This window comes from Pseudoalteromonas spongiae UST010723-006, from assembly GCF_000238255.3.
GTDB lineage: Bacteria > Pseudomonadota > Gammaproteobacteria > Enterobacterales > Alteromonadaceae > Pseudoalteromonas > Pseudoalteromonas spongiae.
The window spans coordinates 1,199,412-1,216,911 of the sequence record NZ_CP011039.1; the positions used below are offsets into that span (position 1 = coordinate 1,199,412).

Below are 17,500 nucleotides of genomic sequence, written 5' to 3' on the forward strand. Positions count from 1 at the left end.
TTTCCCTAACCTAGCTGAAAACACTATTGGACTGAATATCGTTAGATCTTCGCTTGCGATAAAATGCCTGTTTAGATAAGCCTGCTTACCCCAAAGCTCATTCATCTAATGTTACCTATGATCATAATCTCAAAAGAATAGGTATTTAGTGTAACGGTATTAATCTAATTAAAATCGATTCGTTATGGTGTAAGGAGTAAACGTTGTAGGCAGTTAACAGAATAGTGTTAGCTTTTGATAACAGAGATAACAGAGATAACAGAGATAACAGAGATAACAGAGATAACAGAGATAACAGAGGATGAATAATTGAAAAATGGTGCGGAAGGAGAGACTTGAACTCTCACATCCGAAGATACTGGAACCTAAATCCAGCGCGTCTACCAATTCCGCCACTCCCGCACATGGGTATTTTTCAACAGTTAAACTGTTTTGGTAGTCATGTTTAAAAACATGGTGGCTACGCCCTGATTTGAACAGGGGACCCCATCATTATGAGTGATGTGCTCTAACCAGCTGAGCTACGTAGCCAATGGCTGGAGTACCAGGATTTGAACCTGGGAATGGCGGGATCAAAACCCGCTGCCTTACCGCTTGGCGATACTCCAACGAAAATCTCAAATCAATGTTGAACCCAGGATTTGAATCTGGTGGTGAACGAGCGAGGGATCAAAACCTTCTCTCTTCTTCCTTACCGCTTGGCGATACTCCAACGATTACTCTTTCGAGAAAGCGATTAGTTTAGTTCTTATCGAGAACATGGTGCGGAAGGAGAGACTTGAACTCTCACATCCGAAGATACTGGAACCTAAATCCAGCGCGTCTACCAATTCCGCCACTCCCGCACAGGGTATCTCTAGAAGAGATGGCTGGAGTACCAGGATTTGAACCTGGGAATGGCGGGATCAAAACCCGCTGCCTTACCGCTTGGCGATACTCCAGCAATGGTAGTAGATAGTTTTAGTTCCTATCAGAACATGGTGCGGAAGGAGAGACTTGAACTCTCACATCCGAAGATACTGGAACCTAAATCCAGCGCGTCTACCAATTCCGCCACTCCCGCACAGGGTATCTCTAGAAGAGATGGCTGGAGTACCAGGATTTGAACCTGGGAATGGCGGGATCAAAACCCGCTGCCTTACCGCTTGGCGATACTCCAGCAATGGTAGTAGATAGTTTTAGTTCCTATCAGAACATGGTGCGGAAGGAGAGACTTGAACTCTCACATCCGAAGATACTGGAACCTAAATCCAGCGCGTCTACCAATTCCGCCACTCCCGCATATTGCTCTAGTAATGTTGGAACCTAAATCCAGCGTTTAATACAAAACGTTGGCCAATCCCGCAACTTTCGCATACTCAAACAAAACTATGGTAGCATGTTTTAAAACATGGTGGCTACGCCCTGATTTGAACAGGGGACCCCATCATTATGAGTGATGTGCTCTAACCAGCTGAGCTACGTAGCCATGTTTTGTTCGTTGTCATCATCGCTGATGCGGGGCGTATTATGCTGATTACCCCCAAATCCGTCAACACCTTTTTTTCAAAAAAATGAATATTCCGAGTTGTTTGCGTTTTTTTTATTCGAACTGAACAAAAAACCGCAAAACAGAAGGTTGTTTAAGTTAAATATTATACAAAGGGTACTGCTGGAATTTAAATATTTATAAGCCTTTATTCATTTTTACTTGCGCATGCTGAGTATTTTATTGCGTTAAGAAGTGAAAATAGCAACGCTAAGAAACATTGCTAGATTAACTTTTAAGCATATCTAAATATCAAAGTGGCATTATTATCAACCGTAAGGTTGCCAGTGATTGCAAATCTGGATAACGAATGTCTTTATAGCATTGTTATCGCGCAATTTTGCGATAGGTTTATCTGTAATAGAGGCGCACTTTTGCTTCACGAAAATGAGCCTTATACTGAGCAAAACCCTAGATTGCAGTAATAACAGGTTTTGTAAGTTGAGGTGCTTTACTATTTTGAGTACACACCTGATATTGAGTTGCACAAATTAAGCTGGATTTGTGAAATGGGTAAATTGGGGTTTGCTTCAGATAAGCACGCTTCGTTGATGGGTGAATACTTGAATTTAGTATTAAAGCTGTCTTGGCGCCCTAGCATGGGCCAGTAGAAAGAAAAAAGGCCCGCAAATGCGAGCCTTTTCAAACACTATTTTCTTATACGTTAAATAAGAAGTTCATTACATCGCCATCTTTAACAATGTAATCTTTACCTTCTTGACGCATTTTACCTGCTTCTTTAGCACCTGATTCGCCTTTGAACTCAATGTAGTCATCAAAGCCGATAGTTTGAGCACGAATAAAGCCGCGTTCAAAGTCAGTGTGGATTTTACCTGCAGCTTGCGGCGCCGTTGCACCGACAGGAATAGTCCATGCACGTACTTCTTTAACACCAGCAGTGAAGTAGGTTTGTAAGTTAAGCAATTCATAGCCCGCGCGAATTACACGGTTTAAACCTGGCTCTTCTAAGCCTAAGTCATCCATAAACTCTTTTTTGTCTTCGTCGTCTAATTCTGAAAGCTCAGCTTCGATTTCAGCACATACAGGTACAACTACCGCATTTTCTTGTGCTGCAATCTCACGCACTTTATCTAAGAATGGGTTATTTTCGAAACCATCGTCATTTACGTTGGCAATGTACATTGTCGGCTTAATAGTTAAGAAGTTGATGTACTGGATTGCTGCTTTTTCTTCTTTTTCAAGCTCTAATGAACGAAGTGTAAGGCCTTCATCAAGGTGCGCTTTCACCTTTTCAAGCACAACGAGTTCGAATTTCGCGTCTTTGTCGCCGCCTTTTGCTTTTTTAGCGTTACGTTGCACTGCTCGATCAGCCGCTTCCATATCAGCAAGCACAAGTTCAGTATTGATAACGTCAATATCGTCTGCAGGGTCAATTTGACCTGCAACGTGTACAATGTTTTCATTTTCAAAACAACGTACAACGTGACCAATTGCATCAGTCTCGCGAATATTTGCGAGGAATTGGTTACCTAAACCTTCACCTTTTGACGCACCTTTTACAAGACCTGCAATATCAACAAATTCCATTGTTGTTGCCAGTACTTTTTGTGGATTTACGATAGCAGCTAGTTGATCTAGGCGTGCATCTGGAACCGCAACAACGCCTGTATTTGGTTCGATGGTACAAAATGGAAAGTTTGCAGCTTCGATACCAGCCTGCGTAAGTGCATTAAATAGTGTTGATTTACCTACATTTGGTAGACCAACGATGCCACATTTAAAACCCATAATAATAAACCTTAAACTAAGTTAAACCAGTCTTAAGCGACTGGTTTAAATGTATGTAATCTGTTTTGTGCTTTTAACACACCGTCTTTTGCTAGTATTTCCATGCAGCGAACTGCCTCATCCACCACATCATCAATTAAAGCTTGATCTGCGGCAGGTGCTTTTCCTAGTACCCAGCCAGTGACTTTGTCTTTATGACCTGGGTGACCAATACCAATTCGCAAACGCATAAATTCTTTTTGGTTTGCCATTTTACTAATGATGTCTTTTAGTCCGTTATGGCCGCCGTGTCCACCGCCTTTTTTAATTTTGGCAATACCAGGCTCAAGGTCCATTTCATCGTGTGCGACTAAAATATTTTCGACAGGAATTTTGTAAAAATTGGCTAAACTACTGACCGCTTTACCACTTAAGTTCATAAAAGTAGTGGGGATCAATAATTTGAATTCTTGATTTTGGATAATCACTTTGCCCACTAGGCCGTGATGTTTAGAATCGTGTTTGAGAATGCAGTTGTAACGTTTGGCAAGTTCTTCGATGAACCATGCACCAGCATTATGACGGGTTTTTGCGTATTCGGGGCCTGGATTAGCCAGGCCCACAAGCATTTGAATATTATTCAAGGTGCTAACACCTTAATAATTATTCTGCAGCGTCTTCTGAAGCTTCTTCAGAAGCAGCGCCTTTAGGAGCGTTTAAAGTCACAACTGCTTGGTCGTGATCTGCACCTTTAGCAAGCTCAACTGAAACAACGCCAGCTGGAAGAGCGATATCAGAAAGGTGCACGGTTGCACCAACTTCTAACGCAGCAACGTCAACTTCGATGAACTCAGGAAGTTGTGCTGGAAGACATGTGATTTCGATTTCAGTTACAAGGTGAGCAACAGTGTTACCGCCTTTAGTTGCAGCTTCTTCGTTAAGGAAGTGTACAGGAACCTTAGTGTGGATCTTGTGGTTAGCGTCAACGCGTTGGAAATCTAAGTGCATTACTTTAGGCTTGAACGGGTGACGTTGGATATCTTTAAGGATAGCTTCAACTTTTTCACCGCCAATGTTTAAAGTAAGGATGTGGCTGTAGAAACCTTCATCTTCTTGCGCTTTGATCACTTTGTTGTGAGCTAAAGTTAGAGATACAGCTTCTTTTTCTGCACCGTAAAGAACAGCAGGAACTTTGTCAGCACGGCGTAGGCGGCGGCTCGCACCAGTACCTAAGTCAGAACGTACTTCTGCATCTAATGTGTATAATTCGTTAGACATGAATGTCTCCAATATTTTAATTAAAGTATGTTGAAAGCTTCGCGACCAAAGCTCTCACCTAAAAAAGGCGCGCTATAGTAACACTGCAACCTAATAAAAGAAACCATTATTGTACTTTTAAAAAGCGAAGGGTGAAATGCTGGTTTCATGATTGCAAAACCTAATGGCATAATTAGATTAACTCGATAATCAAAGCAAGTATCACGTGGCCTATCAATTAAGACCTTATCAGCAAGAAGCGGTTGAAAAAACCTTAGCTCACTTTCGCAAAAGCAATCACTCAGCGGTTATTGTATTACCCACAGGGTCAGGGAAAAGTTTAGTAATTGCCGAACTCGCGCGTCTTGCACGTAAAAAAATATTGGTGGTGACACATGTTAAAGAGCTTGTGGAGCAAAACCATGAAAAATATGAAAGTTTTGGCTTAAAAGCGAGTATTTATTCGGCAGGGCTTAAACAAAAGTCGCTTGCACACCAGGTTACCTTTGCTAGCGTTCAGTCACTTGGGCAAAACCTTGATGCGCTAAATGACGAGTATTCATTGGTAATTATCGATGAATGTCACCGCGTCTCTGGCGATGATAATTCACAATATCAAAAGTTGATTAGCCATATAAAAGGGAAGAACTCTGAGTTAAAAGTGCTGGGTTTAACCGCTACACCGTATCGTTTAGGACTTGGTTTTATTTATCGTTTTCATTACCACGGCTTTGTAAGGGGAGATGGAAATGCCCCGTTTGAACATTGCATTTATGAACTGCCATTAAGGTATATGATTAAGCATCAATACCTTACGCCACCAAAATTAATCAATGCCGCAATCACGCACTATGACTTTGATTCACTCAGTAAAGATGCGTTTGGGCGTTTTAGCGAACGTGATCTCAACCAACTGCTGCAAGAAAATCAGCGTGCAACTAAAGCGATTATTAATCAGGTGCTTGAGCTATCTGACTCGTGTCAGGGTGTGATGATTTTTGCTTCAACCATTCAACACGCACAAGAGATCATTGAATATTTACCAAAAACGCAAAGTGCGCTGGTGATTGGTGATACCCATAACGCTGAACGCGATGCAATTATTCGTCGATTTAAAGCAAAAGACATTAAATATTTGGTGAATGTATCAGTACTCACTACAGGCTTTGATGCACCGCATGTGGATTTTATCGCTATTTTAAGGCCAACCGAGTCGGTTAGTTTGTATCAACAAATCGTTGGTCGGGGTTTACGCCTCGCTGAAGGTAAAACCGAATGCTTGGTCATTGATTATGCCGCTAATGGCTTTGATTTATTTCACCCCGAGGTTGGCAGCGTTAAACCTAATAGTGACAGCGAACCCGTGCAGGTGCTGTGCCCCGGTTGTGGTTTTGCTAACACCTTTTGGGGCAAAACCGATAGTGATGGCAAAGTAATAGAGCATTTTGGTCGTCGTTGTCAAGGGATCTTAGAAGACGAGGGGCATAGCGAGCAGTGTGACTTTCGCTTTCGCTATAAAGAATGTGAGCAGTGTGGCGCACAAAATGATATTGCCGCGAGGCTGTGTCATCAGTGCCATCAACCTATTGTTGATCCTGATGATAAGTTACGTGATGCGCTTAATTTAAAAAATGCGTTGGTATTGCGTGTCAGTGGCATGCAGTTAGAAGCACATAATCAGCGACTGAAAGTGACTTATCATGATGAAGATGGTGCAGACGTGAGCGAATACTTTAGTTTATCGTCAGACAAAGCGTCGTTTTATTTTAAACGGCAGTTTTTGCGCGTGGGTGTTCCCAGTAAAATTGATTTTTCTAACCCTAACTCAGTCGTTACTCATCAATCATTGCTAAAGGTGCCGGACTTTGTGGTTGCAAAACGAGACAAAGGTAAACATAAAGTGGTAGAGCGAATTTTTGACTACCAAGGGCAATTTAGGAAAGCACATGAGTTAAGATAAAAAATTTATATAAAACAAACAATAAGTATTTGGTACTTGGTTAAAAATAGACCTAAACTCTAAATAAAAAACAGGCAGGGACGATGTTTTCAAGTACTAAAATTACATTTCGTGTGACTCTCGCATTTATATGCTTGCTAATAGCTGTGATTACAGCATCTGTTGCTATTGGCTTACAATATTATTTTTCTAAACAAATTACCGTAAGCGCCAGTCAGCAGTTTGCTGAACAAGTAGCCAAGCAAGTTGAGTTATCAATATCAAAAATGGATGATACGGCGAAAAATACCGCCTCATTACTCGCTAAATATTCATCGTTAATTGAAGGTCATACGCTTGTTGGCAAAGCAGACCAAATTCTCACCGATTTACTTATTGACCATAATGATTTTTACGCTATTTATTATGGATTTGATAATGGCGATTTTTATGAGTTGATTAATCTTGAGACTAACCAAAAAGTCCGGAAACAGCTCGATGCCGCAATGGAAGACCGGTATGTTAAAATACATATTTATACCGATGGCGAGCAAAGAGTTAGAAAAACTGAGTACCTTAACGATAAATTGCAGGTAAGACACAGTAAAGTTGAAGAGAGTGATTATGATGCAAGTAGTAGGCACTGGTTTATTAACGCCAATACAAAACGTGTTGTAAAATCCCCACCTTATCTATTTCATCATTTACAGGCTTCTGGCCAAACCTATTCGAAGATTGTTCATGGCACCAACCATGTTGTGGCTGTTGACTTAACATTGCAAACAATCGCTAAGCAGCTCAATGGCAGCTTTGAGCGTAATCGCAACTCAGATAGCATAGAAGCGTATATTTATGATAATCAAGGTGAGTTACTGCTCAGCAATTTAAATGGCAAAGACAACGCAGCGCTTAATGTTGAGCCGTTAACGCTTTCTAGCGAGCAGCAAGCATTAGTTAAGGAAGTTGGCTCTCTTACTGTTAGTAATGAAATAAATTGGGCGCCGGTCGACTTTTCCATTTCAGGTATGCCGAAAGGGTATACACCAACATTAATCTCTTTACTCGGGCAAAAACTTAACTTAGATATTAATTTTATCAATGGTTATACGTGGTCTGAGTTAGTTTCTTTGTATCAAAACGGCAAAATTGATGTGTTGCAGCCAGTGCATCAAACATTAAGCAATAAACAGTGGGGCGTATATTCTAAGCCTTTGCTTAATTTGCCACTGACACTTGCAACCTTACCCAAAAACAAGACGATTTCATCTCTTTCTGATCTTAATAATAAGCGATTAGCCATTCCTGAAGGCTGGTCACTGGTTGCAGCAATAAAACACAGTTACCCTGAAATCACCATTGTTGAAGTAGCCGATTTACAAACGGCACTGTTAGCAGTTAAAAATGGCACGGTAGATGCCGCAATTGATAGTCAGTTGATACTAGCCTATACGGCGAAGATGTTTTTTATTGACGGACTGCAATTTCATACAAATATTGATGCGAGCTTATTAAGTTTTGATACACACCTTCGTATGGTAGCAAAAGACAACAAAATTATTGAACTGCTAAACTTTGCACTTGAAAATGTAACGCAACAGGAACTTGCTTATTTATCTGAGCAGTGGCTAACGTTTGACCGAAGCGCTAAGGCCGTGGATGCCTCAAGGGTTGTGCCTTATAAGCAATTAATTACTCTGTCAAAAGACAATGCTAACCACAATCGCTTACAAGTTATCGAAATTGAAAATACCGACTATTTACTTTTTATCGCACCTACAACGCTTGGTACAGAAGAACAAAATTACTTAGCCTTGCTGATCCCCACTAAGCTCGCGTATTCAGAGGGGCTAAGCTATGTCACTAAATCAATAATAGTGACAACCATTATTTTATGTTTGTTAATGCCATTAACCTATTTTGTTGCGAGTCCCATTGTCGCTGCAATGCGCCGTTTAAGTGCAGAGAATACAAAAATAAAACAACGAAAATATAACGCAATTGACGTTGAGCATAGCTTTATTAAAGAAATTGACGATGTGTTTGATTCGCTCAATCAAATGGCCGAATCTATTCAAGCACATGAAGCAAAACAAGCAGAATTGCTCGATTCTTTTGTAAAATTAATAGCGCAAGCAATCGATGATAAATCACCTTACACAGCCGGCCACTGCAACCGTGTACCAGAGCTAGGCCTTATGCTTGTTGATCATGCGAGTGACTGCGATGAACCTCATTTTAAAGCATTTAAACTAGATACCGATGATAAAAAACGAGAGTTCAAATTAGCGGCATGGTTACATGATTGCGGCAAAATAATTACGCCAGAGCATATTGTTGATAAAGGTACTAAGTTAGAGTGTATTTATAACCGTATTCATGAGATAAGAATGCGTTTTGAAGTTTTATTACGCGATGCAGAAATTAGTTGTTATAAGCAGTTGCTGCAACAGCCAGAGCGTGAAAGCGAATTACAACTTGAGCTAAATGCTACTCAGCAAGCGCTTTACGAAGAGTACGAATTTGTTGCCAAAATTAACCAAGGTGGCGAATTTATGGAAGAAGACAAAATAACCCGCTTAGAAGAAATAGCAAAACGTACATGGCTGCGCCATTTCAGTGATAAAAAAGGATTATCACCGCTTGAAGAGTTAAAAAATGATCAACCTGATGAATTATTGCCTATTACCGAGCAATTATTAGCTGATAAAGAAGGTCACATCATCAAACGTGAGCAGGCGGTTGAGTATGCGCCTCATTTAGGTATCAATATTGAAGTTCCTGAGTATAAAGCGAATTTAGGCGAGTTGTATAACCTTAAAATTGGTCGTGGCACACTGACCGCGGAAGATCGTTTTATTATTAATGAGCACATTATCGGCACAATTAAAATGCTTGATTCGTTGCCTTTCCCATGTGAATTATCGAATGTGCCACGTTATGCCTCAACTCACCATGAAACACTCAAAGGAACGGGGTATCCACGAAAGTTAACAGGGGATGATTTATCAATACCCGAGCGTATTTTGGTACTTGCCGATATATTTGAAGCACTTACCGCATCCGATAGACCGTATAAAAAGGCAAAGCCCCTTAGTGTGGCGATTGATATTTTGCATAAAATGTCACTCGATCAGCATGTTGATATTGAAGTGTTTAAGCTCTTTTTACGCTCTGGCGTGTATAAACAATATGCACAAAAGTACATGCCAAAAGAACAAATTGATGAGATTGATTTAACTAAATACTTATAGCCTATGATATAGGTTTTATAACTGCGTGAGTATGTTAACGAAGCAAATGCATTATTAAGTGTGTTGAGAGTTGAAAATTAGATAGCTCAGGGTCGAATTTTTTGCTTGGCTTTTGGTGTGTTTAGCTATATCAACAACTGAAATAGCATGGTTATAAGAAATTAAAAAAGGCTTGTTAAAAGCCTTTTTAAATTTATTGAGATGTAACCTAATTTGGTTTGATTTTGCCTAATTTAGGTCGCGACGATGGGTTACTTGTTCACACAGTCGCTTTAAATACTATCCGCAGTTGAGAGCGGACAACGGGCAATTTCTGTTATTTCACCGTTTGCATCTTCTTGCTCTAAAATCACGTCAAACCCCCATAAACGATATAAATGTTTAATCACTTGGTCTTTAGTGTTCGCAAGCGGTATATCGTTGTGTGGCGTATAACGCAGTGTAAGCGCACGGTCACCTCGAACATTAACATTGAACACTTGAATGTTGGGTTCCAAATTACTTAGGTTATATTGCTCAGAGAGTGCCTGACGAATGGCGTGGTAACCGGATTCATTGTGAATAGCACTGACTTCTAAGTGGCTTTCTTTCTCGTTATCTAAAATAGAGAAAAACTTGAAGTCGCGCATTAACTTAGGCGATAAAAATTGACTGATAAAGCTTTCATCTTTGAAATTTTCCATCGCAAAATGCAAAGTATCGAGCCAGTTACTGCCAGCGATTTCAGGAAACCACCGTTTGTCTTCATCTGTTGGGTTTTCACATATACGACGAATATCCACCATCATATTAAAACCGAGGGCATAGGGGTTAATGCCAGAATAGTAGGGCGAGTTGTAAGGCGGCTGATACACAACATTAGTATGGGATTGCAGCACTTCTAACATAAAGGCGTCACTTAACTTTCCTTCATCGTACAAGTGATTAAGCAAGGTGTAGTGCCAAAATGTAGCCCAACCTTCATTCATTACTTGAGTTTGCTTTTGTGGGTAAAAATATTGCGAAATTTTGCGCACAATACGAATTATTTCGCGTTGCCAAATTTCGAGTAATGGTGCTCGTTTTTCAATAAAATAAAGAATATTCTCTTGTGGCTCACTGGGAAAGCGTGCGGCTTGTGTTTCAGCTTCGCTTTGATGTGAGGGAATGGTTTTCCACAATTCATTAACTTGAGATTGTAAGTAATCCTCGCGTTCTTTTTGTCTTTTTTGTTCTTCAAAAAGGGATATTTGTTGAGGTCGTTTGTAGCGGTCTACACCATAATTCATTAATGCATGGCACGAATCGAGAAGCTTTTCTACTTCTTCAACGCCGTACTTTTGTTCACATTCGGCAATGTAATTCTTAGCAAACAGTAAATAATCAATTATAGAGCTTGCATCGGTCCAGGTTTTAAATAGGTAATTACCTTTAAAAAATGAGTTATGCCCATAGCAGGCATGTGCCATAACAAGCGCTTGCATCGGCATGGTGTTTTCTTCCATTAGGTATGCAATGCACGGATCTGAATTGATTACAATTTCGTAGGCAAGCCCCATTGCACCACGTTTGTAATTTTGCTCTGTTTGAATAAATTTTTTGCCAAAAGACCAATGACTATAGCCAATAGGCATACCAACACTGGAGTAGGCATCCATCATTTGCTCTGCGGTAATTACTTCAATCTGATTAGGGTAAGTATCGAGGCGGTAAATCTCAGCAACCCTAGCAATCTCGGTTTGGTATTCTCCGAGTAAATCGAATGTCCAATCAGGACCATCGCTTAGTACTTTTTTACTCATAACTAGTCCTTGAAAATTAAGCTACATCTGCGGTGGTATCTTTTTTAAATAACTCTCTGAATATAGGGTAAATGTCTTCCACAGATTTAATGTGTTGAATGGCGAAGTTTTCATGGGTATCGGCGAGCACTTGATATTCACGCCATAAGCTTTGATGTGCTCGGGTGGTAATTTCGATATAAGCGTAATAGCGCGTAACAGGCAGAATTTTATTGGTGAGCCAGTCACTGCATTGTGGCGAATCATCAGCCCAATTATCACCATCAGATGCTTGCGCAGCATAAATATTCCACTGCTCAGAGTCATAGCGCTCTTTGATTATTTCGTCCATGAGCTTTAATGCGCTTGATACGATTGTGCCCCCCGTTTCTTGCGAATAGAAAAACTCGTGCTCATCGACTTCTTTCGCTTGGGTATGGTGACGAATGTAAACAACTTCGATGTCCTTGTAGGTACGGGTTAAAAATAAATAAAGCAAAATATAAAACCGTTTTGCGGTTTCTTTGGTTGCTTGGTCCATCGAGCCCGACACATCCATTAAGCAAAACATCACAGCTTTAGAACTTGGCTCAGGGCGCTTCTCATAGTTTCTAAAACGTAAATCAAAGGTATCAATAAACGGTACTGTGGCAATTTTATTTTTAAGTTGCTCTATTTCTTTTTCAAGCAGGGCAATTTCGCTTTGGTTGTCCTTTTTGTTTTTTGTAAGCTCAGCAAGTTTTTGCTCAAGTTCAGCTAATTGACGTTTTTTGCCTGCAGTCATGGCAATACGTCTTGCGACTGAGCCTTGCAATGAACGAACAATATCAATATTTGATGGAACTCCATCGTTACTGTAACCAGCACGATGGGTTTTCATTTGAACTAACTTATTGAGTTGATTCTGTTTCAAGTTTGGCAGTGCAAGATCTTCAAACAGCAAGTCTAAGTATTCATCTTTTGAAATGGAAAACACAAAATCATCTTGGCCTTCTCCAGAGTCACTGGCATCACCTTCGCCCGCACCTTGACCTTGTCCGCCAAGGGGGCGTTTTATTCTGTCCCCTTGACTGAATTGGTCATTGCCTGGATGCACCATATCGCGTTTGCCACCTTTACCTTGATGGAAAATAGGCTCCTGCATATCACGACTTGGAATCGAAATGCTTTCGCCTGTTTCTACGTCAGTTACGCTGCGTTTGGCAATCGCATCGGAAACCGCCTCTTTAATTTGGCGCTTGTAACGCTTAATAAAGCGTTGGCGGTTAACCGTATTTTTGTTTTTCCCGTTTAAGCGTCGGTCAATAAAATGTGCCATATACGCCTCCGTAGGTCTTCTTTACAATTACTACTAACTCACTGTGACTTACGAACTCGTAAATACCATTCACTGAGCAAACGAACTTGTTTAGCTGTATAGCCTTTTTCAACCATGCGGTTAACAAAGTCCTCATGCTTTTGTTGATCTTCGGCGCTGGTTTTTGCATTGAATGAAATAACAGGCAGTAGATCTTCGGTATTTGAGAACATTTTCTTTTCGATGACCGTTCTTAATTTTTCATAACTCGTCCAAACAGGGTTTTTACCATTGTTGTTAGCACGTGCTCTTAAAACAAAGTTTACGATCTCGTTACGGAAATCTTTTGGATTAGAAATTCCCGCTGGCTTTTCAATTTTCTCTAGTTCTGCATTGAGTGCAGCTCTATCAAATAATTGGCCTGTATCTGGGTCGCGGAACTCCTGATCTTGGATCCAGAAATCGGCATAGGTTACATAACGGTCGAAAATATTTTGGCCATATTCAGAGTAGGATTCTAAATAAGCGGTTTGAATTTCCTTGCCGATAAACTCTACATATTTCGGAATTAAGAAACCTTTTAAGAACTCAAGGTAGCGCTCTTGGGTTTCTTGTTGGAATTGCTCGCGCTCAATTTGTTGCTCTAGCACATAGAATAAATGAACTGGGTTGGCTGCCACCTCAGTGTGGTCAAAGTTGAAAACACGCGATAAAATCTTAAAGGCAAAACGTGTTGATAAGCCGTTCATGCCTTCGTCAACACCGGCGTAATCTTTGTATTCTTGGAACGATTTAGCCTTAGGATCGGTGTCTTTTAAGCTCTCGCCATCGTACACGCGCATTTTTGAGTAAAGACTTGAATTTTCAGGCTCTTTAATTCGTGATAACACTGAAAACTGCGCTAGCGTCTCTAGTGTACCTGGGGCACATGGCGCTTCGTTTAATTCTGAGTGTTGTAGTAGTTTCTCGTAAATTTTCATTTCTTCAGAAACACGCAGGCAATAAGGCACTTTCACAATGTAAACACGGTCTAAAAACGCTTCGTTGTTTTTATTGCCTTTAAACGTTTGCCATTCTGATTCATTAGAGTGAGCCAAAATCATACCATTGAAGGGCAGGGCTGAGAGACCTTCGGTACCGTTGTAGTTACCCTCTTGGGTTGCGGTTAATAATGGGTGAAGCACTTTAATTGGTGCTTTAAACATCTCAACAAATTCCATTAAACCTTGGTTAGCGTGACAAAGTGCACCGGAATAGGCGTATGCATCGGCATCGCTTTGCGCAAAATGTTCAAGCTTGCGAATGTCCACTTTACCTACAAGCGCGCTGATGTCTTGGTTATTCTCATCGCCAGGCTCAGTTTTCGCGATAGCAACTTGGTCTAGAATAGATGGGTAACGCTTTACTACTTTAAATTTCGTAATATCGCCGTTGAATTCGTGCAGGCGCTTAGTGGCCCACGGTGACATAATTGTTTTTATGTATCGATTGCTAATACCATATTCTTTTTCGAGGATATCGCCGTCTTCTACTGGGTCGAATAAGCAAAGGGGGTGGTCATTTACAGGGGAATCTTTAAGGCAATAAATAGGTACTTTTTGCATTAGGTACTTTAGCTTTTCAGCAAGTGATGACTTACCACCACCTACAGGGCCTAGTAAATAAAGTACCTGTTTGCATTCTTCAAGCCCTTGCGCTGCATGCTTTAAGTAGGCAACGATTTGTTCGATGCTATCTTCCATGCCATAAAATTCTTTAAAGGCGGGGTAGCGCGGAATAACACGGTTAGAAAAAATACGACTGAGTGTTGGATCTTGTGATGTATCCACCATTTCAGGCTGACCAATCGCCATTAATAACCGCTCTGCTGAGCTGGCATAGGCGGATTTATCTTCTTTACAGATCTCGAGAAATTCAGCAATAGTAAATTCTTCTTCTTTTGCGGCTTCGTAACGAGATTGGAAATGATCAAAAATTGTCATATAGACCTCCTAAATACCGGAAATTTTGCAACAGCAATAAAACTAGCCACTATTTATAAGGTTAGACGGGATTTTTGATTGTGCGAGATAAATAAAAGATATTTAAAGAAAAAACTTTACTATATTTCAGAGCGTTGAATATTATGCAATAGTCGGTGAGGAATTATGAAAAGTGCTGGGAAATGTCAGTAAAACGCATGCGTTTTACTGACAAAAATAGGAATTAAGCTAGGTTTGCGTTTGCAAATTCCCAGTTAACTAGTGCCCAGAAACCGTTTAGGTATTCAGGACGCACGTTACGGTAATCGATGTAGTAAGCGTGTTCCCAAAGGTCAACAGTGATGATTGGCGTAACACCCGCTTCAGTTAGTGGCGTAGCTGCATTTGACGTGTTAACGATGTCTAGGCTGCCGTCAGCTAGTTGTACTAACCATGTCCAGCTTGAACCAAAGTTGTTAACAGCTTTGTCGTTGAAAGCAGCTTGGAATTCAGCGAAAGAACCCCATTTTGCGTTGATTAGCTCAGCAACTTTACCTGTTGGCTCGCCACCACCGTTTGGTGAAAGGCTGTTCCAGTAGAACGTGTGGTTCCAGATTTGTGCTGCGTTGTTGAATACACCACCTTCAGAGCTACATACTACTTCTTCAAGAGTTTTGCCTTCGAAGTCAGTGCCTTCTACTAGACCATTTAGTTTTACAACGTATGTGTTGTGGTGCTTACCGTGGTGGAACTCTAGTGTTTCTTTTGAGATATGCGGCTCAAGCGCATCGATTGCATATGGTAGTGACGGTAGTTCAAAAGCCATTTTATTTCTCCGTTGGCGTTAAAAAAGCGGACAACATTTTACATGAAGATGTCCAATATAAGTGTTAAACTATACCCGAGTATTTTACTCAAGTTTTTATAAACAGCAATGCTAGAAATAATTTGCGGTTATATTATAAACAGTTAGTTACATTTTAACTGTTATTCAACGCGTCTAGCATAGTATTAACTTAAAGAAAATTCACCTATTGTGATAGGGTGCATTTAACTTTGTTGATATTTTTTCAGCTAGGTATTTGAGCTAAGGCCTAACGCGCGATTATCGGCTCGTTTTAACCGATGTAATTGATAATTTAGTGTGTGAGATGTGCATGGTCAAATGCCTGCCAATAGTGCGAATAGGCCTATTGGCATGTTGAAAAAGAGTAATAATCGACAATGAAACTGCGCTAGTGTGCCAAATAAGGCGAGTAAATCACTCGGTTGAATTGCTAAACAAAGATAAATTACGCCAAAAGGTGTCGAGGTAGTAAATGGAAACGTTAGACAAGATTAAGCAACAGATCGCAGAAAACTCAATTCTACTTTATATGAAGGGCTCTCCAAAATTACCGAGCTGTGGTTTTTCATCTCAAGCGTCACAAGCTTTAATGGCATGTGGTGAGCAATTTGCGTACGTTGATATTCTTCAAAACCCTGATATCCGTGCAGAGTTACCAGCTTATGCAAACTGGCCTACGTTCCCACAATTATGGGTTGAAGGTGAGCTAATTGGTGGTTGTGACATTATTGTTGAAATGTTCCAACGTGGTGAACTACAACCTTTAATCACTGAAGTTGCCGCTAAAAATAAAGAAGCAGAATAATATTACGTTAAGTAGTAATTGATTTTGTGGTATTTTTGCTAAGCTTAAATCATTAGTATGATGTTTTAAGCTTAGTATGACTTTTCAAACTTATTATATTCCTCTCGTTGTTACGCTGTTTTTATTGAGTTTAGAGAGCGTTGCAAAATCATTTGAACTTTCATATCAACATCAGCAACAAACTAAAACGATCACCGTTAATCAGCCCTCTGCCAACCGTTTTGAAATAGCCCGTGAATTACCAAAGCAATTAAGTTTAGTAACGCTTGATTGGCCGCCATACATTGACCGTGATTTATGTGACAAAGGTTGGGTATTCACACTTACCGCTGCGCTATTTAATGAACTTGGGTTTGGTATTAGTGTCGAGTTTTTTCCTTGGGCTCGCTCGGTACGCATGGCTGAATTAGGGCAGGCTGATATTTTGTTTCCAGAATACTTTATAGAAGTGACCGCCCCCAGTGATGTAATAGCTAATAGTTTTAGACGCAACAACTTAGCATTATCGACTCCTTACGCAGGCGGCTTAATTGGGCTAATGAGCCGTGAAAATTATAAAGCAAAGTACGATGGCACTTTTCAGTCAATCCAAGGGGCACGAATTGGCGTTGTAAGAGGGTATCAAAATACCCCTGAGTTTGATAAGCACCTTGATCTTGGCTTTTTTAATGCAATTCAAGCGCGCGATGATCAACAAAACCTAAAACTCTTATTGGCGAGTCGGGTAGATTACATTGTTGCTGATCCCAATGTGGTCGATTACCTATTAAATCACGACGAGCAAGGTGACAAAAATCAAATTAAATTCATTGAACCCGCCTTTCAATATAATGATTTTTACTATGCTATAAGTAAACGCAACGCAATGTGGCAATCGCTGCAAGTTAAAATTAATGCCAAGCTATCAGAGTTTGAGCAAGCCGGAACGATTAAAACCATTCAACAAACCGCTGGAAAGTGTTCGCCCGCAAACTAGCGTCCTGCCTGATGTACAAGATAATTCGAGTTTAAAAAGTGGGCTTTCGGTTAATTGGTATTACCATGAATAAATATTCAAAATCATGAATAGTTTACGTTTACGTAAACTACAATTGAGAGTTGTTTTTATTTACATGGTGTTAATATGA

11 protein-coding genes and 9 tRNA genes are annotated in these 17,500 nt (G+C 40.3%); 4 read left to right on the plus strand and 16 right to left on the minus strand.

Annotated elements, in window-relative coordinates; all coding sequences use genetic code 11:
• Positions 1–317: 317 nt before the first annotated feature.
• The 12 genes from PSPO_RS05690 to PSPO_RS05745 form a co-directional block, all read right to left on the minus strand.
• A tRNA-Leu gene (locus PSPO_RS05690) sits at positions 318–402 on the minus strand.
• Positions 403–454: 52 nt separating this feature from the next.
• Positions 455–531: transfer RNA gene (locus PSPO_RS05695), tRNA-Met, on the minus strand.
• 2 nt (positions 532–533) lie between these two features.
• A tRNA-Gln gene (locus tag PSPO_RS05700) sits at positions 534–608 on the minus strand.
• A 152-nt stretch (positions 609–760) separates the two neighbouring features.
• Positions 761–845: transfer RNA gene (locus PSPO_RS05705), tRNA-Leu, on the minus strand.
• 21 nt (positions 846–866) lie between these two features.
• Positions 867–941, minus strand: a tRNA-Gln gene (locus PSPO_RS05710).
• Positions 942–978: 37 nt separating this feature from the next.
• Positions 979–1,063, minus strand: a tRNA-Leu gene (locus tag PSPO_RS05715).
• Between the two features lie 21 nt (positions 1,064–1,084).
• Positions 1,085–1,159, minus strand: a tRNA-Gln gene (locus tag PSPO_RS05720).
• Between the two features lie 37 nt (positions 1,160–1,196).
• A tRNA-Leu gene (locus tag PSPO_RS05725) sits at positions 1,197–1,281 on the minus strand.
• 110 nt (positions 1,282–1,391) lie between these two features.
• Positions 1,392–1,468: transfer RNA gene (locus tag PSPO_RS05730), tRNA-Met, on the minus strand.
• 717 nt (positions 1,469–2,185) lie between these two features.
• Entirely contained in the window at positions 2,186–3,277 is a 1,092-nt protein-coding gene (ychF, locus tag PSPO_RS05735; RefSeq protein WP_010560395.1) for a redox-regulated ATPase YchF, read from the minus strand.
• A 32-nt stretch (positions 3,278–3,309) separates the two neighbouring features.
• A complete protein-coding gene (gene pth, locus PSPO_RS05740; RefSeq protein ID WP_010560394.1) occupies positions 3,310–3,900 on the minus strand; it encodes an aminoacyl-tRNA hydrolase in 591 nt (196 codons plus the stop codon).
• A gap of 19 nt (positions 3,901–3,919) precedes the next feature.
• Positions 3,920–4,534 (minus strand): 50S ribosomal protein L25/general stress protein Ctc, encoded by a 615-nt coding sequence (locus PSPO_RS05745; RefSeq protein WP_010560393.1) that lies wholly within the window; start codon positions 4,532–4,534, stop codon positions 3,920–3,922.
• Positions 4,535–4,739: 205 nt separating this feature from the next.
• Between PSPO_RS05745 and radD the strand changes: the two genes are divergently transcribed.
• Together radD and PSPO_RS05755 are read left to right on the plus strand one after the other, a co-directional pair.
• Positions 4,740–6,473: a DNA repair helicase RadD gene (radD, locus tag PSPO_RS05750; RefSeq protein WP_010560392.1), complete on the plus strand. Its 1,734-nt coding sequence runs from the start codon at positions 4,740–4,742 to the stop codon at positions 6,471–6,473.
• Between the two features lie 146 nt (positions 6,474–6,619).
• Positions 6,620–9,703, plus strand: coding sequence for an HD domain-containing phosphohydrolase (locus tag PSPO_RS05755; RefSeq protein ID WP_158523437.1), 3,084 nt, complete (start codon positions 6,620–6,622; stop codon positions 9,701–9,703).
• Between the two features lie 272 nt (positions 9,704–9,975).
• Here the strand turns inward: PSPO_RS05755 and PSPO_RS05760 are convergent, their stop codons facing one another.
• The 4 genes from PSPO_RS05760 to PSPO_RS05775 all read right to left on the minus strand — a co-directional run bounded on the left by PSPO_RS05760 (position 9,976) and on the right by PSPO_RS05775 (position 15,547).
• Positions 9,976–11,484, minus strand: a complete 1,509-nt coding sequence (locus PSPO_RS05760) for a SpoVR family protein (protein WP_010560390.1) — start codon at positions 11,482–11,484, stop codon at positions 9,976–9,978.
• Positions 11,485–11,500: 16 nt separating this feature from the next.
• Positions 11,501–12,781 (minus strand): YeaH/YhbH family protein, encoded by a 1,281-nt coding sequence (locus PSPO_RS05765; protein WP_010560389.1) that lies wholly within the window; start codon positions 12,779–12,781, stop codon positions 11,501–11,503.
• A gap of 38 nt (positions 12,782–12,819) precedes the next feature.
• On the minus strand, positions 12,820–14,742 hold the full coding sequence (locus tag PSPO_RS05770; protein ID WP_010560388.1) for a PrkA family serine protein kinase: 1,923 nt from the start codon (positions 14,740–14,742) through the stop codon (positions 12,820–12,822).
• Between the two features lie 223 nt (positions 14,743–14,965).
• The gene (locus PSPO_RS05775; RefSeq protein WP_010560387.1) at positions 14,966–15,547 is read right to left on the minus strand and encodes a Fe-Mn family superoxide dismutase; all 582 of its coding nucleotides are present in this window, start codon (positions 15,545–15,547) and stop codon (positions 14,966–14,968) included.
• A 493-nt stretch (positions 15,548–16,040) separates the two neighbouring features.
• Between PSPO_RS05775 and PSPO_RS05780 the strand changes: the two genes are divergently transcribed.
• On the plus strand, positions 16,041–16,373 hold the full coding sequence (locus tag PSPO_RS05780; RefSeq protein WP_010560386.1) for a Grx4 family monothiol glutaredoxin: 333 nt from the start codon (positions 16,041–16,043) through the stop codon (positions 16,371–16,373).
• 76 nt (positions 16,374–16,449) lie between these two features.
• A complete protein-coding gene (locus tag PSPO_RS05785) occupies positions 16,450–17,349 on the plus strand; it encodes a substrate-binding periplasmic protein (protein ID WP_010560385.1) in 900 nt (299 codons plus the stop codon).
• The last annotated feature ends 151 nt before the right edge of the window (positions 17,350–17,500 follow it).